This is a genomic window from Psychrobacillus sp. FSL H8-0484 (assembly GCF_038005325.1).
GTDB lineage: Bacteria > Bacillota > Bacilli > Bacillales_A > Planococcaceae > Psychrobacillus.
Genome location: NZ_JBBOSZ010000001.1, coordinates 1,613,530 through 1,633,438, shown reverse-complemented (window position 1 = coordinate 1,633,438; position 19,909 = coordinate 1,613,530). Strand labels below are relative to the sequence as shown.

At 36.2% G+C, this 19,909-nt stretch carries 14 protein-coding genes and 1 other RNA gene; 4 read left to right on the top strand and 11 right to left on the bottom strand.

Annotated features, from left to right (window positions below; translation table 11 throughout):
- Positions 1-180: 180 nt before the first annotated feature.
- Together MHH81_RS07660 and MHH81_RS07655 are read right to left on the bottom strand one after the other, a co-directional pair.
- Positions 181-993: a sulfurtransferase gene (locus MHH81_RS07660; protein ID WP_340919718.1), complete on the bottom strand. Its 813-nt coding sequence runs from the start codon at positions 991-993 to the stop codon at positions 181-183.
- Positions 986-4,600, bottom strand: coding sequence for a dynamin family protein (locus MHH81_RS07655; RefSeq protein ID WP_340919716.1), 3,615 nt, complete (start codon positions 4,598-4,600; stop codon positions 986-988). The genes MHH81_RS07660 and MHH81_RS07655 overlap by 8 nt, the downstream gene beginning before the upstream one ends.
- A 537-nt stretch (positions 4,601-5,137) precedes the next feature.
- Between MHH81_RS07655 and MHH81_RS07650 the strand changes: the two genes are divergently transcribed.
- The 4 genes from MHH81_RS07650 (at position 5,138) to MHH81_RS07635 (ending at position 8,522) form a co-directional block, all read left to right on the top strand.
- A complete protein-coding gene (locus MHH81_RS07650; RefSeq protein ID WP_340925176.1) occupies positions 5,138-5,590 on the top strand; it encodes a chemotaxis protein CheX in 453 nt (150 codons plus the stop codon).
- A gap of 643 nt (positions 5,591-6,233) precedes the next feature.
- Positions 6,234-6,356 carry a cytochrome c oxidase subunit 2A gene (locus tag MHH81_RS07645; protein ID WP_340919714.1) on the top strand — a complete coding sequence of 41 codons (123 nt, stop codon included), beginning with the start codon at positions 6,234-6,236 and terminating at the stop codon, positions 6,354-6,356.
- A 20-nt stretch (positions 6,357-6,376) separates the two neighbouring features.
- Positions 6,377-6,853 (top strand): cytochrome B5, encoded by a 477-nt coding sequence (locus MHH81_RS07640; protein ID WP_340919711.1) that lies wholly within the window; start codon positions 6,377-6,379, stop codon positions 6,851-6,853.
- Between the two features lies 1 nt (position 6,854).
- Positions 6,855-8,522 (top strand): b(o/a)3-type cytochrome-c oxidase subunit 1, encoded by a 1,668-nt coding sequence (locus MHH81_RS07635; protein WP_445678078.1) that lies wholly within the window; start codon positions 6,855-6,857, stop codon positions 8,520-8,522.
- Between the two features lie 52 nt (positions 8,523-8,574).
- Here MHH81_RS07635 and MHH81_RS07630 read toward each other — a convergent pair whose 3' ends face one another.
- From MHH81_RS07630 to MHH81_RS07590, 9 genes are all read right to left on the bottom strand, one after another.
- Entirely contained in the window at positions 8,575-10,074 is a 1,500-nt protein-coding gene (locus MHH81_RS07630; protein ID WP_340919710.1) for a carboxypeptidase M32, read from the bottom strand.
- A gap of 17 nt (positions 10,075-10,091) precedes the next feature.
- The gene (locus MHH81_RS07625) at positions 10,092-11,993 is read right to left on the bottom strand and encodes an ATP-dependent DNA helicase (RefSeq protein WP_340925173.1); all 1,902 of its coding nucleotides are present in this window, start codon (positions 11,991-11,993) and stop codon (positions 10,092-10,094) included.
- 57 nt (positions 11,994-12,050) lie between these two features.
- Positions 12,051-13,178 (bottom strand): THUMP domain-containing class I SAM-dependent RNA methyltransferase, encoded by a 1,128-nt coding sequence (locus MHH81_RS07620; RefSeq protein ID WP_340919708.1) that lies wholly within the window; start codon positions 13,176-13,178, stop codon positions 12,051-12,053.
- Positions 13,178-14,905: a putative bifunctional diguanylate cyclase/phosphodiesterase gene (locus MHH81_RS07615; RefSeq protein ID WP_340919707.1), complete on the bottom strand. Its 1,728-nt coding sequence runs from the start codon at positions 14,903-14,905 to the stop codon at positions 13,178-13,180. The genes MHH81_RS07620 and MHH81_RS07615 overlap by 1 nt, the downstream gene beginning before the upstream one ends.
- Before the next feature lie 122 nt (positions 14,906-15,027).
- Positions 15,028-15,410: RNase P RNA component class B (rnpB, locus tag MHH81_RS07610), an RNA gene on the bottom strand.
- A 63-nt stretch (positions 15,411-15,473) separates the two neighbouring features.
- Complete coding sequence (gene gpsB, locus MHH81_RS07605) at positions 15,474-15,767, bottom strand: cell division regulator GpsB (RefSeq protein ID WP_340919705.1); 294 nt, start codon at positions 15,765-15,767, stop codon at positions 15,474-15,476.
- 79 nt (positions 15,768-15,846) lie between these two features.
- Positions 15,847-17,121 (bottom strand): ribonuclease H-like domain-containing protein, encoded by a 1,275-nt coding sequence (locus tag MHH81_RS07600; protein ID WP_340919703.1) that lies wholly within the window; start codon positions 17,119-17,121, stop codon positions 15,847-15,849.
- Positions 17,111-19,390: a DEAD/DEAH box helicase gene (locus MHH81_RS07595; protein ID WP_340919701.1), complete on the bottom strand. Its 2,280-nt coding sequence runs from the start codon at positions 19,388-19,390 to the stop codon at positions 17,111-17,113. Before MHH81_RS07595 ends, MHH81_RS07600 begins: the two co-directional genes overlap by 11 nt.
- Positions 19,383-19,751 carry a YppE family protein gene (locus MHH81_RS07590; RefSeq protein ID WP_340919699.1) on the bottom strand — a complete coding sequence of 123 codons (369 nt, stop codon included), beginning with the start codon at positions 19,749-19,751 and terminating at the stop codon, positions 19,383-19,385. The genes MHH81_RS07595 and MHH81_RS07590 overlap by 8 nt, the downstream gene beginning before the upstream one ends.
- Positions 19,752-19,909: the final 158 nt, after the last annotated feature.

The following is a 19,909-nucleotide window of genomic DNA, read 5'->3' as shown; positions in this document are numbered from 1 at the left end:
TTTGGTGCAGAAAACATCTGCTATTCCCGACGGAGTCGCCGTCTTCCACTACAATCAATTGCCTACAATAAATAGTAGTGTAATAAAAAGTATACAAAAAGCAGGTGTAGAAAAACTTATTTTTCTACACCTGCTTCAATTTATGAGCTTATTGGACAGCCCCTTTTTACCATTTAACTATTATTCTGTTTCTACTTCATTTTCTCTAATCCAGTCACTGTAGCTTCCTACGTATAACTGGACGTTTTCATATCCTGCTTCTTTTAGGCTTGCATATAAAGGTGCTGCAGTGACACCACTTCCACAATAAGCGATTACAGGCTTGGCTTTATCAGCTAAACCATCTAGTTTCTCCACTAACACTTCATGTGCTAAAAATTGTCCGTCATTTTTTAGCTGCTCCCAATCAAAATTTAAAGCGGTCGGAATATGACCTGCAATTGGATCAATTGGTTCTACTTCTCCGCGATAACGTACGGCAGAGCGAGCATCGATTAGCTGACCCTCAAGTTGACCTACTACTATTTTCTGCACTTTTTTTACGTCAACATATAGCTCGTCTTTCCATTCTAGAGTAACTTTCGAATGTTGAATGATAGGTTTTACATCAGTAACTGGGAGTACTTTTATCGCTTCCGCAAACCCTTCACGGAGAACATGAACGTTAGAGAAACCTGCCCATTCTAATAAAAAATATGCTCGTAAAGCAAATGGCGAGCCACCTTGATCATATATAACAATCGAATCTTTTGGAGATAATCCCGCTTGTTGCACAAGATTCGTCATCTTCTCTTTTGAAACCATTGGGTGCCTACCCTGCTCACCCGCCATATCGGATAAATCTTGTTCTAAGTCCCAATAAATGGCCCCTTCTATATGCTCTATGTTATACATTTCACGACCTGCGAGAGGACGTGCTAAATCAAAGCGAGTATCGATAAATCGAACCTGACCACCTACTACCTCTTTTAATTCCACAAACACCTTACTCATTTGTTCTCCCCCTTTCCTCTATACGTGCGTAAATCTCTTTCCATTTGGTAAGTGTTTCTTCTTGCTCTAGTAATTTACGTTCCGCATCAATTTGTGCAAGTGATTCATTGAGCCAATTTAGACGGACTGTTTCTGTTTCAATATCTGCATATTGCTCCACCCAATGAGCAAGTCGGTCTTTTTCTTTATTCAAATACATCTCTGCTTCTACTTTCGTTTGTTCAGATAATGTATCTCGAAGTTTTTCTTTTTCATTCTTTTCGAAAAATGCTTTTGTGTTTTTAAAATAGGATTTCACGTTTTCGTATTTTCCTTTGTCTTCAAAAGGACCAACAAACTCTAATAATTTTCGGTCCTCACTTTCATGAGGAGTAAATGTAAAACTTGCATTTAAATCCTTTAATACACGCAGTTCTTCTTTTTCTAATTGTTTCATTTGTTTTTGAATGAATTGCAACACACGGAAGTTTGTCACACGCATTTCCTGTTCCAAATCAAATCGAACCATGTGCAAAATATCCTTTAATGCAATTTCTAACGCCAGACTAGCTGGTTTATTTGTAAATAAAGAAGGATTATATGCCTCTTTAAAAAATTCATTAAATCGATAATAGACCCTTTGTAGAACGTAATATAATAACGTTTCTAGCTCTTGCTTTGCTTCTTTCGAAATGGTTGCAGATTTTGAGTTTGCATAGCGTTTTCGAATCTTTTGTTCTTGCTCTCGCAATTCAATTATCCGCTCATCTTTTCTCGCAAGGTTTGCTTCCGTCTGCTGAATTAATGTTAGTAACTTTGTTTGCTGACGAGTCGATTCTTCCTCGAGAGATGTCACGGCAATTTGTTTTAAGTCTTCTTCTAAAAACTGATGAAATGCTTGTTCAAATTGCAGCATTCCTTCATGTAGTTTTTCCTGTGCCACTTTTTCTTGTAGTGCTTGTAAGCTAGAAACCCCATATACGCGAGGGAATCGAATACCAAAGCGTTGCAACTCATCTTGTACATATTGCTTGACCAGGTTTGCTTCTTCTTCATTGTTTGCAAGATCAATTGCATTGACGACAAAGAACATCTTATCCAGTTCAAAGGCATCTTTCACACGTCCAAGTTGAATTAAAAATTCTCGGTCTGCTTTTGCAAATGCATGATTGAAATAGGTAACAAATAGTACAGCATCTGCATTTCGAATATAATCAAATGCAACACCAGTGTGTCTCGCATTAATAGAGTCTGCTCCTGGCGTATCCACCAAAGTAACCCCTAATCTCGTCAATTCACAATCATAATAAAAATCAATAAAATCAACAAAACAACTCTTCGCTTCTTCTGCCACGTATTGACCAAATTCTTCTCCTGTTACACGAAGAATCTCTCCAAATTGATCTTGGAAAGTTGGGAACCCTTTGTAAAAGGCTGTAATAAAAGATTTATGTACTTCCTCTACTACAGTTTCATCCATCACTGTTTTTGCTTTCTCATAAGCTTCTTCTAATGTGAATACGGTAATTCCTAATTGACTATATGCAAATGCAACGTCCACAAATAATTGTTCTTTCGTTTTCAAAACAACGTCCGCTGTATTATGTGGATGGTGCTCCGAAATCGGATGTATTTTATTTATTGTAGCAGTCGTTGGATTAGGAGAAACCGGAAGAACATTCGCCCCCATTAACGCATTGGAGAAACTTGATTTCCCAGCACTAAAAGCTCCGAATAATGCAATAGTAAACTGTTGATTTTTAACACGCGTTGCTTTTCGTTTAATAACAGTCGCTGCTTCTGTAAAATCGGGTATTTCTGCTAGCACTTCACCAATTCTATTTGCTCGTTGTAAAACTGCATCTGAAGAGAGCAATACTTCTTCTTTTTCAAGTATTTCTACTTTATCTATTTCCTCGATTGTTTCTTCTTGCTCCTCTGTAGTTGCATCATATTCTGTAATGGAGCTTTGGAATTTACGTCGCTCCTCTTCCCATTCGCTCAGTAAACGATCTCTTTCTTTTCTAATTTGGAGAGGGGCTGTTTTCACTATATTATCAAAAGCATTTAATCTTTCATCTACTTCTTCTAAGGTATGGATAGCTAGTTGTTTTTCGTTTAACAGCTCTGTCTTCTGTTCCACTAGTTCTAGATCTACTAATGGATTTTGTTCGATATAAACAGTAGCTTCTTCTTTCCAACTATCTGTTTCCCGAATAAAATATCGGTTTACAGCATCAGACACACGATTTGCATAATGGAGAATTGCATCCCCATTAATGCTCGCACCTTCATGTAATGTTTCACTAATAAGTATAGATGAAATAGTAAAATCTATTCCATCAATATCATTGGACTTCGTTTCTGTTAATAAAGAGACGTCTTTTAACATGGTTTTCATTAATTGTTTTACGTGGACCGTTATATTTGTAGCAATAACTTTCTCCAGTAATTGTCGCGCATCTTCCAGTCTTTTCTGTCTTTCCTCTTCCGTTTTCTTCTTACTTCCAAGAAAGCCAACTTTAAAGGAGTTTTGTTTACTCTCTGCAAATAACTTTAAAAAGTCTCTCATTTCATAAGGCATAATAGATGCGTTTTCTAAAATGGCTTTACGTTGATCTTCAAAGGATTTTTTCCATAGACTTAAATCCTGAAGCTCTATTTGTTTTTGCGAAACTTCTAACTGCTCTTTAATATCTTCTTTATTTTTCCAATCCTCTTCCGTTATCTGGTTTTCGAACGCCTCAAAACATGCGGCTTTTTCATCTTCTAAGTATTTTTTATGCTCGTCCGCTAATTTTTCAATGGTTGCATGAGCAGAAGAAAGAAAATAGGATTCTTTATTTTGAATGGACTGTAAAACAATTTGTTGCACTTTTGGAAAATCATTATGTACGAAATTTGCATCTTTTAATGAAGTAAAAAAGATCCCTTTTGGTTCCACAGACCATGCTTTAAAAGCGTCTGCAACAGATTGTTTATACTCAGAGAATGACAATTCCTCTTCTCGATGTTTATCTACTTGGTTTACAATTAAATATACGTTTTCATTATAATGAAGCAATTGTTTTGTAAACTGGAAATTTAGCTCAGATTGTACATGATTGTAATCCATTACATAAAACACGATATCTGCTAAATGTAAAGCAGATTCTGTGGAAATTCTATGCGCATCATCTGTTGAATCGACACCTGGAGTGTCCATCACTGAAATTCCTTCAGGTAAGCTAGAAGATTCATGCCCTATTTCAATTTGTGAAACCTTACTTCCATCTTTTGAATATTTCTTTACTAATTGAATATCATATTCTCCTGAAAATTGAACAGGTGCTTGATTCAAAAAATGAACGAGCGCATAATTTTCAGCTGATTTTCTAACAGTCACTATATTTGCAGAAGTTGGAATAGGACTTGTCGGTAGTAGTTGCTCATCGACTAAAGCATTGATCATACTCGATTTACCTGCTGAAAAATGTCCTGCAAAAGCAATGGTGAAAGTACCCTTTTCTAACTTATCTGCAAACAATTTCGCTTTAGCATAACGCTCTTCGTCTTTGTTTTGGTGAAAAATAGTAGCTAGCAATGCATTTTTCTCTGTTATGATTTGTAGTTTCTCTGAATTGTTCATGTGAAAAATATTTCTCCTTTATAGTTCGACAATATATGTCTATCATAGCAGAAAACATGAAAAAAGATGACTCTATTTGAAAGATCAAATAAAGTCATCTCAGACTGTAGACAAACCCTTTCATTCTTCGGTGCTCCTGCGCAAAGCTCGTCGCAGAAAAGCTGTGCTCCTGCGCAAATCTCGTCGCATCCTTGCAACGGTTGTTGCAAGGATGCGACGAGATTAGGTTGTCTTCTTAGACAAGTGTTTTCAAGACAATCTGAAGTGACACCTTCGAATTTAGATTTTGTCATTTATAGTTACACTTATTATTTTGGCTGTGGAGTTGTTGAACGCAAGACGTGTGTCGTAACTAAACTAAATAATATTACAGTAGAACCGATTAATATAGCTAACATTCAAATCGTCCTCTCAGTGAATTTGAAATTCATTCTCATTTAAATATACCATACTATTGTATGATTTTCTATACCTCTATTCTTTTTTCCTAGTAATTATGCTAAAATCGATACATCTTTACTATTTGGAGGGGAAATGGTGACTGCGTCAAAACACATACAAACTATATTAAATGGAACTATACAATCGTTAAAATCTGTTATCCCTTTTCCGATGGATATTAAATCACCCTCTCTCATGGTACAACCCTTTGAGCAAGAAGAGATGGGCGTTCTAATAGGAATAATTGGAGATATTAAAGGCCGTATTATTATAGATTCAACTTCAGAATGTTTATCTTCCATTGGAGCAACTATGTTTGGAATGCCTTTAGAAGGGGAAATGCTGGAATCATTTACTGGAGAATTGGGGAATATGGTAGCTGGTAACTTATGTACAGTAGTAGCTCGTGATGGGGTCGAAGTAGATATTACACCACCAACTGTCATTGTTGGAAAAACAAAATTATTCGGTTTTCAACATGCTTTTAAATTACCCGTTGAACTTGCAAATATAGGAAACTTAACAATCATACTAACAATTGATGAATAAATTTTTAGGAATTTAATACATACTATTTTTCTGAACTTTCAAATATGAAAGTTCTTTTTTATTTCCACTTTATTTATATTATTTCACGTGTTGATTAACCAAAGTACACAGTAAATTGCTTGTTAAAATGGGGATATATGCATAGGTGCTTTTGGAGTGCTTGGAACTGAACTAGTTCTACACCATAATCGAGAATTCTTGATGCGGAGGGATGCGACAAAGTCGCATCCCTTTCGCTTTTTTTCGATAATCGTGTGGTAGTCGTTCGTTCGCCACACTCCATAGCTCCTTCTAATAGAAGAGTCTAAGCTTTTGGAAATGAAAAATAGCCACTTTCCTATTTATATAGTAAGCAGTCAAAGATGCAATTTTGGCTGCTCAGTCCTTCTACACTTAGCCCTCGGTAAAGATGTAGTGATCATTTCGTCCGAAGCGAACCAAAAACGTACAAGTGCAACATGGGTCCTTGCACATTTCTTGTGAAATTTTAATGGGGGAAATTGGATAATCAACAACCCTTGTTTTATTATTTCACATTTTCTTCACATCATTACTTTATATCTGTGATATTTCTCACATCCACAACACTTTTTTAAATTTAATATGAATCTATACAAGAACGATTTATGGAGGTGTAAGGAAAATGTCCAAAAAGCATGAAAAGGAACCCGACTTAAAAGGGACACTCGTTTCCGTTAGTATGGTTGGAGTATTTATATTAGTTACATGGTTCATGGCATTTTACTTGTTTGTTGATCGATTTTAATATGATGGAGGTTTGAGGTTATGCATATTCATAAGTACGAGAAATGGTGGCTTACATTTGGAGTTGGCTCGCTGGTCTTATTTTTAATTATTGTTGGTTTTAGTGCATTCCATTTTGGTTCCCATCCACCAAGTGCAAAGGTGTACATTGATCCTGAGCGAGTGGATGAGATAGCACCTTTCAATAATCCTGGTGTACATAAAGTGGAGGGTAAGGATTGGGACTATGAAGTGGTGTTAGTTGCATCTGCATTTTATTACAATGTACCTGAAATAGAAGTACCACTTGGTTCAAAAGTGAAATTTATCGCAACAACGAAAGATGTCGTACATGGTTTCCAAATTGCAGGTACTAATATTAACATGATGTTAGAACCTGGATATGTATCCGAATACGTCACAACAGTTGATAAAGTTGGGGAATTTTTAATCTTATGTAATGAATACTGTGGCATAGGACACTCTTCTATGACTTCCATGCTAAAGGTGGTGGAGTAACATGACAACAATGACAGAAAAAGCAAAAGATTTGGTAAAAGTAGATCCTCGAGATGGTAAACTTGCACTTGCACATGTATACGTAGCATTTGTTGCTTTATTAATCGGTGGTCTTTGTGGATTATTACAGACATTAGTTCGTTCCGGTCAATTTACACTCCCTTGGGGAATTGGTTACTATCAACTATTAACTGTACACGGAGTTCTATTAGCACTTATTTTAACAACTTACTTTATTTTTGGGTTTCAAATTGCTGCTGTCAGTCGAACTGCAGGTACATTAACAGATAAACAACGTCTTTTAGGTTGGATTGGTTTTTGGACAATGACTATTGGTACTATAGCAGCTGCTGTAATGGTTTTATTGAACAAGGCATCTGTATTATATACATTCTATGCTCCGCTTCAAGCACATTGGATTTTCTACGTAGGTTTAGCATTAGTAGTAGTCGGTTCATGGATAGGTGGGGCTGGACAAATTTCGAAATACATCGAATGGCGTAAAACTCATCCTGGGCAACCAAGTCCATTATTAACATTTATGGTTGTCGTAAACTTAGCAATGTGGATTATCTGTTCTTTAGGAGTAGCAGTGGAAGTTGTATTCCAACTAATTCCTTGGTCATTAGGATGGGTTGATAAAGTAGATGTCTTACTTTCTCGTACTTTATTCTGGTATTTTGGACATCCATTAGTTTATTTCTGGTTATTACCAGCATATATGGTTTGGTATGTGGTAGTACCAAAAATTATCGGCGGTAAAATATTCTCAGATGCACTTGCAAGATTATCGTTTATGCTTTTCTTAATCTTCTCTATCCCAGTTGGTTTTCATCATCAATTAACAGAACCAGGGATTGATTCTTTTTGGAAATTCTTACAAGTTGTATTGACAATGATGGTTGTTATCCCTTCCCTCTTGACTGCATTCTCTTTATTTGCATCATTTGAAATAAGAGGACGTGAACTTGGTGGAAAAGGTATACTTGGTTGGTTTAAAAAATTACCTTGGAAAGATGCTAGATTTGTCGTGCCATTTATAGGGATGGCAGCATTCATTCCTGCTGGTGCTGGTGGTATTATTAACGCTTCTAACCAAATGAATCAAGTAATACATAACACTATATGGGTTACAGGTCACTTCCATCTTACACTTGCAACATCTGTAGTATTAACATTCTTTGGTGCTTCTTATTGGTTAATTCCTCACCTGACAGGGCGAGTATTAACGAAACAAATGAACAAACTTGCGATCATTCAAGCAATTGTTTGGGCAGTTGGTATGAGCATTATGTCTGGAGCAATGCATATTGTTGGATTGATGGGAGCACCTCGTCGTTCGGACTTCTCTACATATGGAGGGGCGGCGCAGGCTACGGATTGGATTCCTTACCAAGTTGCACAAGCAGTTGGTGGTACAATACTATTCGTCGGCATTATTTTAGTGCTTTATATTGTAGCTAATTTACTATGGTTTGCACCAAAGGGAGAAACAGAATTCCCTATAGGGGAAGTTTCAGAGAACGCTGAAAAAACTCCAATGGCTTTAGAAAATTGGAAAATTTGGCTGACAATTTGTATATTATTGATTTTATTCGCTTACACGGTCCCAGTGATCGATATGATCCAAAATGCACCACCAGGTTCTATAGGATACAAATTGTGGTAAGAGATGAAGACATAAAAAAGAGAACCTTTTCATAAGGTTCTCTTTTTATCTATTAAAGATTATATATTTTGGTATACTTCTCTTCTAAATATTCCGCTAAGTAATTGCCGTTAAGCCCTTCTCCTGTAGCATCCTTTAAAATTTCTAAAGGTTTTTTCACTGCACCATATTGGTGCACATTTTGAGTAAGCCATTCTTTAATTGGAGATAAGTCTCCTCTTTCAAATAACTCATCAAAATTAGGAATATCTTTTAACATCGCAGCTTTAAACTGAGATGCGTATATATACCCTAATGCATACGAAGGGAAATAGCCAAAACTTGCTCCAGCCCAGTGGACGTCTTGTAAAATTCCTTCTGCGTTCGTAGCTGGTCGTATACCTAAATACTCCTCGTACTTAGCATTCCAAATCGTTGGTAGGTCCTCTACCTTCAAATCGCAATTAAATAAACCTTTTTCAATTTCATACCGAATCATAATATGAAGGGCATACGTTAATTCGTCCGCTTCAATACGAATTAACGAAGGTTTTACTTCATTAATTGCACGTAAAAAGTCTTTCATCGGCACATCCCCAAATTGATCCGGAGAGAAACTTTGAAGCTTTTCATAGTTTTGTTCCCAAAACTTCGGATTACGTCCAACAAAATTTTCATAAAATAAAGACTGTGATTCATGAATTCCCATTGACGCACCGCCTGCTAAAGGTGTTCCAGTCAATTCTTCATCAACATTTTGCTCATAAATGGCATGGCCACATTCATGAATCGTTCCAAATACAGCTGAACGGAAATCTGATTCATCGTATTTAGTTGTGATTCGAACGTCTCCTCGATTTAAACCAGTAGCAAAAGGATGAACTGTTTCATCTAATCGACCTGCTTCAAAGTCATACCCTAATTGGTGTAATACATCTAGACTAAACGCTTCTTGCTTTTGCTTATCAAAATGTTTAAATAAGAAATCTGTTTTTGGTTGGTTAGGTGACTCTGCAATTTTCTTTAATAATGGAACGATTCGTTTTCTTAAATCACCAAAAACTTGATCTAACACTTCCGTTGTCATCCCTGGCTCGTATTGGTCTAATAGCACATTGTATGGATTTCCATCTTTTATACCCCAATACGTAACAAACTGCTTTAATGTATCCACTAGCTCTTGCAAGTAGGGCATAAACATAGACCAGTCGTTTTTTGCCTTCGCTTCTTCCCATACGGATTCTGATTTAGATTGGAGAATGACGAACTTTTTATATTCTTCTGCAGGTATTTTTTTACTAAGATCATATTGTTTTTTCACTTCTTCAAATACACGCTCTGTTACATGGCTAAACGAGTCTAATTTTGATTCCATCTCGTCTAATAAACCTTTTAACTCATCTGAAGTGGACATATTAAACACATCAGTGGCAAGTACCCCAACTACCTCTGAACGTTGATCAATCCCCTTTTTAGGAGCACCTGTACGCATATCCCAATATAATACCCCTAATGCTTCTTGGTACGCGCCAATCTTTTTCACATAGTCTAAAAATTGTTTTTCTACTGTCATTCCAAATCCCCCTTGCATTAATTAGAAAGTGTTGTAGGTAATATTCCTGAAAATCTGCTTTCAAGCTTAGCTTCTTCTTCATTTAATAAAAGATGAATTTCACCATGATCTTCAGATGTACGGATTAAGCGGCCAATTCCTTGCTGCAATCTTAATAACATAAATGGCAATTCTACTTCTTCAAAAGGATCATTTGAAAAAGATCGTTTCGCATCAAATAAAGGATCTACTGGAGGAAACGGTAAATCATAAATAACGACACGCGTTAACGCATGTTTAGGTAAATCAAGTCCTTCCCAAAGATGGTAAGAACAAAGTGTAGCAAAATCTCCATTTTGAAATTCTTTTACAAGTGTTGATAACTCACGATCACCTTCAAATACAACATTATTTTTTAATGTGGAAGTTAGACGGAAATTTTCCATCGCCGCTTTTGATTTAAATAAAATGAGTGTTTGCTGTTGGTCTTCTAGTAATTTCTCCACTTGCTTCACTTTTTCCTGCTGTTCTGTGCGATGCGCAACAATTTTCATTACTTCATCGTATTCAAATGGAGATTCTACAGAGAATGATTGAAACTGCTCAATTCCTAATGAATCTGCTATATAAGTAAAGTCTTTTTCAATCGATAAAGTAGCAGACGAGAAGATAATAGGTAATTTAGAAGTAAATAATTTCTCATGTAAAATATCCGTTACAAGGCGAGGCATAATGATTAACGTTTCATACCCGTCAATTATTTCAAGCCACTCTACTCCGTCACCTTTTTCTGTAAATAAACGAAGTGAGAACGAATACTGCTCTAAAAATTCTTCCACCATACGTAATTCATATTCAGGTATCGTATATAACTCTGACTCAAATACAAATTCCTCTAACAAATCATTCGTAATTCGAATGGCTTGCTTACATAGCTGAATTAATTCTGGCGTTTTATCTATTTTCATACGTTCCGTTTCTTCTGAATTACTGCTTAAGCGTAAAAGCCCGAAAATCTTATCATGTGTTTCTTGTAACACTTCCATCAGATTTAGTGTCTTCTCACGAACCCCATCGACCATAACTCTTTCCAGTAAGCGAATTAACGTTTCACTTTGCACTTCGTATGTTAATGCTTTTTGGGCTGCAAATTCGAGTAAGTGACCTTCATCTAATACAATCATCGAAACTTCTGGTAATAGAGGCAACTGACCTTCACGGACACGTGATTCTTTTGTCCAAATATGTTCCATTAAAAACTCATGTGAGCAAATTACTAAGTCCGTAGATTCACGGTAATGTTGACGGTGAATGGTTTGCCCACATCGATTTCGAACATCACAAACCATACACTGTTGCGTCGGATGATAATTTACTTTTTGCCAATCTTCATCACTTACACCAGGAAATTGGCTACGCTCTCCGAATGGGTAGATTTTTTGTAGAGAAGAATGTCCATACACGAAATCTGGTATTTGGTCTTCAATTTCCTCTAAAAAATGATCATTGTCTCCATCCTTTTGCGCTTCTTCTAAGCGTTTTAAGCATAGGTACTGATCGCGAGATTTCGCTAAACGAACATCAATTTTAATATCTAAGTAGTTTTGAAGCTTAAAAATATCTCCTGCTTCTTTTACTAATTGCTCAATAAGCGTTTCATCCGCACAAGCAATTAAAGCAGGTTTTCCGGTATAACGAGCATACGAAATAGCTGGCAATAAATAAGCAATAGTTTTCCCAGTCCCTACGCCTGCTTCTGCAAATAAAACATTTTTTTCTTTTAACGCCTTCTCAATTTGATACGCCATGAAAATTTGTTCATCACGGCATTCAAATCCTTTTTCAGGTAATTCATCATATAAGACATCACCCATCCAATCTCCTAGTGATTCGAAGAAAGAACGGTCTTTTGTAAGTTGGAATGGCAAAGCTTGTTTCATCATAAAACTCCCTTGAATAATAATATAACAGCAAGGGAGAACTAGTCTCCCTTACTGTTATGAACGTTTACCCCAGAACTGATAGTAATCTGTTCGAATAAAACCATTAAATAATTTTCGTTTCTTTGTAGCCCTTTGACCATACACATTTTCGAAGTTTTCCATAGAAGAAAGCATGTAAACGGACCATGTTGGATGTTGACTCATTATATGTCCCATATCACTTATCACTTTTTCTATTTCCTCTACTTCCCCAATACGCTCTCCATAAGGAGGATTTCCAATCATTACACCATCTGTTAAGGTAGTGGAAAAATCAGAAGCCTGCATTTGTTTGAAAGATATCAAATCTGCAAAACCAGATTCAAAAGCATTTTGCTCTGCTATTTGAATCATCTTATGGTCGATATCGGACCCAATGATTTGAAGCTCTTGATCATAATTAGCGAGAGATTCCGCTTCATTTCGAACATCTTCCCAAATAGTTTTCGGCATCCAAGACCACGCTTCACTGTGAAAATCACGATTAAAGCCTGGAGCAATATTTTGTCCGATCATTGCAGCTTCAATCGGGATTGTACCCGAACCACAAAATGGATCCACAAATGGACGATTCGGACTCCATTTAGATATTTTTACAAGTGCTGCTGCAAGGGTTTCTTTTAATGGAGCTTCCCCTTGTCCATGGCGATATCCCCGTTTATGAAGACCTGCACCACTTGTATCAAGAGTAATCGTCGCAATATCTTTTAGAATGCTAATTTCTAACTTATATGTTGCACCTGACTCATCTAAAAAGCCAATTCGTTTATGTGCAAGCTTCAATCTCTCCACAACTGCTTTTTTCACAATTGCCTGGCAATCGGGAACACTGAATAACGTCGATTTAACGGATTTCCCTTGAACCGGGAATGCTGCATCTACAGGTAAAAATTTCTCCCACTGTACTGCTTTTGTTCGTTCAAAAAGTTCATCGAATGTTCGAGCGGGAAATTGAGCTGCAACTATCTTCACTCGGTCTGCAACACGTAGCCAAATATTTGCTCGTGCAATTGCACGTTCGTTCCCTTCGAAGTATACCTTGCCATTTTCTGTTGTTGTCTCATATCCTAATGCTTTTACTTCATCTGCAACGATAGATTCTAAACCCATTGCGGAAGTTGCTACTAATTTAAATGTTGTCATTATATATTCCCCTCTTGCTTATGAATATCCCAAAGCTCTAAGAAATCCAAAAGCTCTGTACTAGGAATTGGCTTGCTATAATAATATCCTTGAATAATATCACAATCCATTTCCTTTAAAAGTTTTACTTGATCCTTTGTTTCTACTCCTTCAGCAACCACTTTTAAATGCAATCGATGCGCCATCAAAATAATAGAATCGACAATTGCTTGCTTATCTTTTAAAGAAGTAATTCGTTGTATAAAGCTACTATCAATTTTCAAATAGTTTAAAGGAAAACGATTTAAATAACTTAAGGAAGAATAGCCTGTTCCAAAATCATCAATGGAAATTTTAAAGCCCATATTTTTAAGCTTAATTAATTTACTTACAATACCTTCTGAATCATGCATGACGGTACGTTCCGTCAATTCCAATTCAAGTTGCTGTGGACTACAATTATACTGCATGACAATCTCATTTATTCTTTCAATAAAATCATCCTGCTGAAAGTGAAGTGCTGCTATATTAATGGATACGGGCAATTTATTTATCCCTTCTTTTCTCCAATCCAATATATCCAGACATACCTTTTCAATAATTAATTCGCTTAATGGGATGATTAATCCTGTATCCTCTGCTAGCGGGATAAATTCTCCTGGAGATACAAACCCTAATTTATCACTTGTCCATCTTACAAGCGCCTCTACACCTATTATATCTTGTTTATCTACAGAAACTTTTGGTTGGTATGCAATCGTAATTTTTTTTGCTTGAATGGCTTTTCTCAGTTCTGCTTCTAAAAGAAGTAATCGCTTGGAATCCCTTTTTAACTCTTCGAAATAAAAAGCGTATTGATTTCGTCCATTTTGCTTAGCAAAATACATGGCTTTATCCGCTTTATGTATGAGCTCTTCTACCTCTACTCCATCTTGCGGATAAATGCTAATTCCTATACTAGATGTAATATAAATTTCATCTTCATTAATATAAAAAGGCTTATTTAACTTTTTTATTATATCTTTCGCAAAATGAACCGCTTCTTTTTGATGTTCCATACTGTTAATTGCTAATAAAAACTCATCTCCACCGTACCTTGCAAAGATGTCGGAATCCCTTACAACTGTATTAATCCGATTTGCGACTTCAATTAAAAGTAAATCGCCCACTTCATTTCCTAATGTTTCATTGATTTGTTTAAAGCGATCTAAATCAATAAAAAGAATAGCATGTTTAGAAGGACTATTTTTTGAATCGGTAATTAAATTAAATAACAACTCGTTAAAAGAGCTTCTATTTGATATACTCGTCAAATGGTCGGTAAGTGTTAGCTCTTCCAGTTCCTTCTCTATTACTTTTTTATTGGAAATATCCGAAAAAATACCAAAGTAATTGGTTAACTTCCCTTCGGTATCAACCATACTAGTAATCGTTAATATTTCAGGATAAATGTCACCATTTTTACGTCTATTCCAAATTTCTCCTCGCCACACACCTTTATTTTTTAAATCTTCCCACATTTTTTTATAATAAGATGCATCTTGTTTTCCAGATTGTAATAATTTTGGTGTTTTCCCACGAACTTCTTCCATTTTGTATCCCGTAAGCGACTCAAAGGCAGAATTGACAAGTGAGATACGCATCTCAGCATCCGTAATCATAATACCTTCTGTAGTAGAATGAAATATTGTCTCCACTAACTTATTTGGATATAAATAAAAGTTTTCAGGTGCTTGCTGGTTATTCACAATCAATGCCCTGCCTTCGTAAAATATCTCTTTATATTGGATTACATCAACAATTTCTTTAGAATAGAAAAGCCCTCCGAGATTGGAGAGCTTCTTAATTATTAAATATAGCCACTCATACACTCAATAAGCCATGTTTTGTTTCCACAGTACTCAAACGGTGCTTTACCTCGTACCTTGTGGACGGCAATCATCTATCTACAGGAATATTCCTGTTCTTCTATCCGTTCAATTCCTTCAAGAAAATGCCCCTACCATAATTTGGGTTTCTCACTCGTGGGGTTTACCTCGTTCCACCTGTATAGTTTCCTATACAGCTCCGTCACTGTGGCACTTTCAGAGATTGTCAGCCATATCCTAAGACTTAGGCCTTCATCCCGCCGTCAGCTAATTTAGCTGCCTTAGTTTATTTTTTCACTAAGCACGAACACTACATTCATCGCAGAATTGTGTGAGCATGGACTTTCCTCTACAATGTCTAGCATTGCAGCGATTGCCCGAATATATAAGTGGTAAAACTAGTATATACGATATACGTCATATAAACAATGATTCTTTATTAATATAATTATTCGTACAATTTACTCCCGAACACATGTTTCTCTAAATGAGAAAGTCTTTTTAAAATATCAAAGTTAGTTGCGCCAGTTTGTGGTGCTGGTGCAGTTCGCTTTGGAACCTCTGCTATTTCCTCTTTTAGTTGCTTATTTTCTAGTTGAAGTTGGGAAATTTTTTTCTCAAATGCTTCATAGTCTTGAATGATGTCATCTAAAAAAATGTCTACTTCTTCTTGATTGTAGCCTCTTAAGCCAGTTTTAAATTCTCTTTCAAGTATATCTGAAGCCTTTAGTTTTAATTCCATGTGGCATCTTCCTTCCATGTACATTTCGCTAACCGTATTATAGCATAATGATGTCGAATAATGGAGCTTTTTAAGGTAATTAAACGCGCTTTTTGTAAGGTTGTGCGCTTTCCCGGGAAATATTTAATTTCCGTAATATTCTCATCTTTCTCTTTTGAAGTTCCAGCATTACACGCGATTTCCTGTCACTATTCCATCTAGCTACGAAATCTAAGCATTCTAGAGTCATTTCTAGTGCCATATCGTAATCCTTCTTCTGATGTTCATAAAGTTTTGCAAGCTCGATATACACTTCTACACGATATTTCCCAACTATTTCTTTCAATGATTCATGAAAAGCTTGAATGCTTTCATCTGGTAATTGCTTTCTCTTCAAATGTAATCCGACGTAATAATAAGCTAAGCTCACTTCTTCTTCGGAAAATTGGTCGACTACAAATTGAAACCAATCGATGCTAGCATCCATTGTTTTTAAATCTCGAAACCATTTCCCAATATTCGTGTACGTAATGGCCGATTCCTGTACCTCTTTCTCTTTTAGTATCTCTACAGATAAAATATATAAAGTTACTAAAGATAGAATATCCCACTCATTATGCTTTAAAACTTTCATCAAATTAGTAGGGTCACCGTGCTTCACAGCATCAAAATAAATAATAGGAGCCAGATGCCCAGGAATATCATTTTCCCTCCTAAAACCAAGCTTCATCTCTTCCACTTGTTTTAGCTTGAATCGTTCCAGATCACCTTTCCAAATTCTTTTAGAAGAATGCATAAGATCTATTTGTGCATGTTCTTTTAAAGGAGGAATTGCTTTTCTGTTCATCGTCCATCTGGTTACTAATTGCGGTAAATCAAAACTTTTTCCATTGTACGTAATGATTGTTTGGGAAGTTTTCCAAAAATCAGTGGCCAATAAGAAAGAAGGTTCTTGACTAGGATCGGCAAGCACATATTGGGTCAATAAAAAACCTTTCCCTTCTTTTTTTAACACACCATTCAAGAAGATTAGTACTCCTGTCCCTTTTAATCCTGTTGTTTCCGTATCATAAAAACAAAAAGGAGCATCTGGACTAATCGTTAATGGGTGATCCGGGTACATTTCACGCATAAACAAAATTGCTTCTTGTAATTTATGTAGCCCAATATTTCCATGTATATGCTCGTCTGTATAAAAAGTTTCTTTCACAAATAAAAAACCACGTTCATCTTTGACTAGTTTTAGCCCTGCGTTTTCCCATTGTTCTGCATAAAAAGGAAGTGCAGCAGATAGCACTTCCTTTTTGGGTGGCTCGTTTGGCAAATTCTTTTTAACAAGGCCTTTCATTTGCATTAGCTTATTTTCATAGGACATGATTGTTCACCTGCAATAAATGAAGTAATTTAATCACTTCTTTTTTCAAATTTAACTCGGCATCTTGAGCACCAATACATGCAGGGCACCCACTTGTACATGAACATTCTTCCACTTGCTTTGTAACTTTAGGAACTAGATCATTCCACAAATCAAACATTCTTTCAGAAAGTCCGATTCCACCAGGATAACTATCGTACATGTAAAATGTTGGTTTTTCTACGTTAATCGATTTCACTTGTGGCACGACATGAATATCCTTTGCATCACAATGGATAAATAATGGGATAAAGGCATGCAACGCGTATGCTACCCCTGTCATCGCATCGGATAATAAAGTATCTGTCCAGTCGGTCGGTTTGTCAAAACTGAACCACGTAGAAGCTGTATGTAGTTCTAGAGGTGGCAAATGAATTTTACCTGATCCGATATTGTCATGTGTATCAAACTTAATCTTTTTGAAAATCGTCGGTTGTGCAAGCACAATAATATCTCCAAAACGCAGTGTTCCAATATACGCTTCCTTTTCTTTATCTTCACTTAACACTTTTAATTCAACCGCAATATTTGCATCCGTGAAATAATCGACATCTACTTCTCGTACAAACGCTTTTTTCTCTTCCCAATCCAGTTTTTCTACTTGGTATTGTGTCCCTTGGTGCAAGTATATAGCCTCTTCATGTAGCAATGTCATGGCGCTATATTGATCCATCTCACCAATTACTCTTGTATGTGCAGGTACTGTTTGGTCAATAATAATAACGTTTTCTTGGGAGGCAGAACGCAAACTTATATTGCTAGCTGGAAAACTTTCGGACATCCAATGCCACTTATCTGCTGTTTTCAATAAAACTCCTTCACTTTCTAAAAAAGCTAGTAGTTCTTGAATGGAAAATTCCCCATACATGTCTATTGATGTAAAAGGCAATTCAAATGCTGCACATTTTAAATGATCCATTAAAATAATAATATTATCAGGATGGATACGAACTTCTTCAGGTGATTGGCCAAGAAAATATTCGGGATGCTTCACTATGTATTGATCAAGTGCAGTTGACTGCGCCACGTAAATAATGAGCGCTTCATCTTGTCTTCTTCCCGCTCGTCCTGCTTGTTGCCAAGCACTAGCTATGTTGCCTGGATATCCCGTCATAATACATGCTTGGAGTTGGCCAATATCAACACCTAATTCAAGTGCATTTGTACTTACTACTGTTCGAATCGTCCCATCCCTTAATCCTTTTTCAATAACTCTTCTTTCTGAAGGCAAATAACCGCCTCTATACCCACGAATCGTTTGGTCATTGATCTTTTTACTAACTAAAGCTTGCAAGTAGGTTACCAGCATTTCCACACGCACTCGGCTTTTAGCAAATACAATCGTTTGTAAACCATTTACATATAATTCTTGTGCTATATCACGCACTTCTAAAATAGCACTTCTTCGCACGTTAAACACTGGATGGATGATTGGGGGGTTATAAAAGACAAAATGTTTTTTTCCAGCAGGTGCACCATTTTGGTCGATAAGTTCATGCGTGGTATTTGTTAAGTTTTCTGCTAACTCTTTTGGATTTTTAATAGTTGCAGATGTACAAATAAATTGAGGATTACTCCCGTAAAAAGCACTTATTCTTTGTAACCGTCTAATAACATGCGCAACATGGCTACCAAAAACACCTTTATATGTATGAATTTCGTCTATTACAATATATTTTAAGTTTTCAAATAGAGAAACCCACTTTGTATGATGTGGAAGTATTCCCGAATGCAGCATATCTGGATTCGTTAATACGATATGACCTGATTTACGGACTTTTTGTCTAATACCAGGTTCGGTATCGCCGTCATATGTATAGCTTAAAATCTCTTCCTCACTTGCTTGAATTAAATTGTTTAAATCACTCTTTTGATCTTGAGCTAATGCTTTCGTCGGAAAGAGATAGATGGCGCGCGAAGTTGGATCTTCCAGAATTGACTGAAGAACCGGAAGATGATAACAAAGAGATTTTCCAGAGGCAGTAGGTGTGATGGTAGTAAAGGACTTTCCAGAAGTTGCAGCATCAAAAGCTTGCCGCTGGTGACTATATAATTGATTCACACCACGACTTTGTAAAGCCTTCTTAATAGAAGGATGCATCTTTTCTGGGAAAGAAGCATATATTGCTTCTTTCTCTTCTGTTGTATGAATATGCTCAATTCGTGAATTTCTATTTTTATCAACTTTCCAATCGTTTAAAATGCCCGATATGTTTTTTTGATTAAGCATGTTCATCCCCTACTTCCTTAATCGCTTGAATAACTGTTTCTAACGTGTATTTGGATGAATGGACAGATTGAAGAAATCGTTTCTTACTCGTTGCTTTATAATACGATTGAACGATAAATTGCTTCATGGATTCAAGTAATGACTCGATTTGACTTGGATGTACATACTTCGGTCTTTTTACTTGAATCCATTTTCTAACTAGCTGCTCCCATTCAAGTAATAATTCATCTATTTTATATGCATGTGGCTTCACATCTTGAAAAAAATCTGGTTCCTTGTCTTCTGCTCGATAAATATGAAAACGCGAAATACTTTCATCGCATTCTTTTAATAACTGTTTACTTAACTCTAATAATGACAAAGTAATCCCTCGCATTCTAGAAACAGTTTAGCAAATTTTTAAAGATATTACTAGTTATGAACGAACATACATTCCTTCCGATTGTTGAGAAACACTTTCATACTTAAACAAGCGGTTTCAAGACACTCCAAACTTAACACATTCGAATTAAAATTAGG

Coding starts and splice junctions, on each gene's coding strand:
- MHH81_RS07660 (WP_340919718.1), bottom strand. CDS start 993: ATGAGTAAGGTGTTTGTGGAATTAAAAGAGGTAGTAGGTGGTCAGGTT.
- MHH81_RS07655 (WP_340919716.1), bottom strand. CDS start 4,600: ATGAACAATTCAGAGAAACTACAAATCATAACAGAGAAAAATGCATTG.
- MHH81_RS07645 (WP_340919714.1), top strand. CDS start 6,234: ATGTCCAAAAAGCATGAAAAGGAACCCGACTTAAAAGGGACACTCGTT.
- MHH81_RS07640 (WP_340919711.1), top strand. CDS start 6,377: ATGCATATTCATAAGTACGAGAAATGGTGGCTTACATTTGGAGTTGGC.
- MHH81_RS07635 (WP_445678078.1), top strand. CDS start 6,855: ATGACAACAATGACAGAAAAAGCAAAAGATTTGGTAAAAGTAGATCCT.
- MHH81_RS07630 (WP_340919710.1), bottom strand. CDS start 10,074: ATGACAGTAGAAAAACAATTTTTAGACTATGTGAAAAAGATTGGCGCG.
- MHH81_RS07625 (WP_340925173.1), bottom strand. CDS start 11,993: ATGAAACAAGCTTTGCCATTCCAACTTACAAAAGACCGTTCTTTCTTC.
- MHH81_RS07620 (WP_340919708.1), bottom strand. CDS start 13,178: ATGACAACATTTAAATTAGTAGCAACTTCCGCAATGGGTTTAGAATCT.
- gpsB (WP_340919705.1), bottom strand. CDS start 15,767: ATGGAATTAAAACTAAAGGCTTCAGATATACTTGAAAGAGAATTTAAA.
- MHH81_RS07600 (WP_340919703.1), bottom strand. CDS start 17,121: ATGTCCTATGAAAATAAGCTAATGCAAATGAAAGGCCTTGTTAAAAAG.
- MHH81_RS07595 (WP_340919701.1), bottom strand. CDS start 19,390: ATGCTTAATCAAAAAAACATATCGGGCATTTTAAACGATTGGAAAGTT.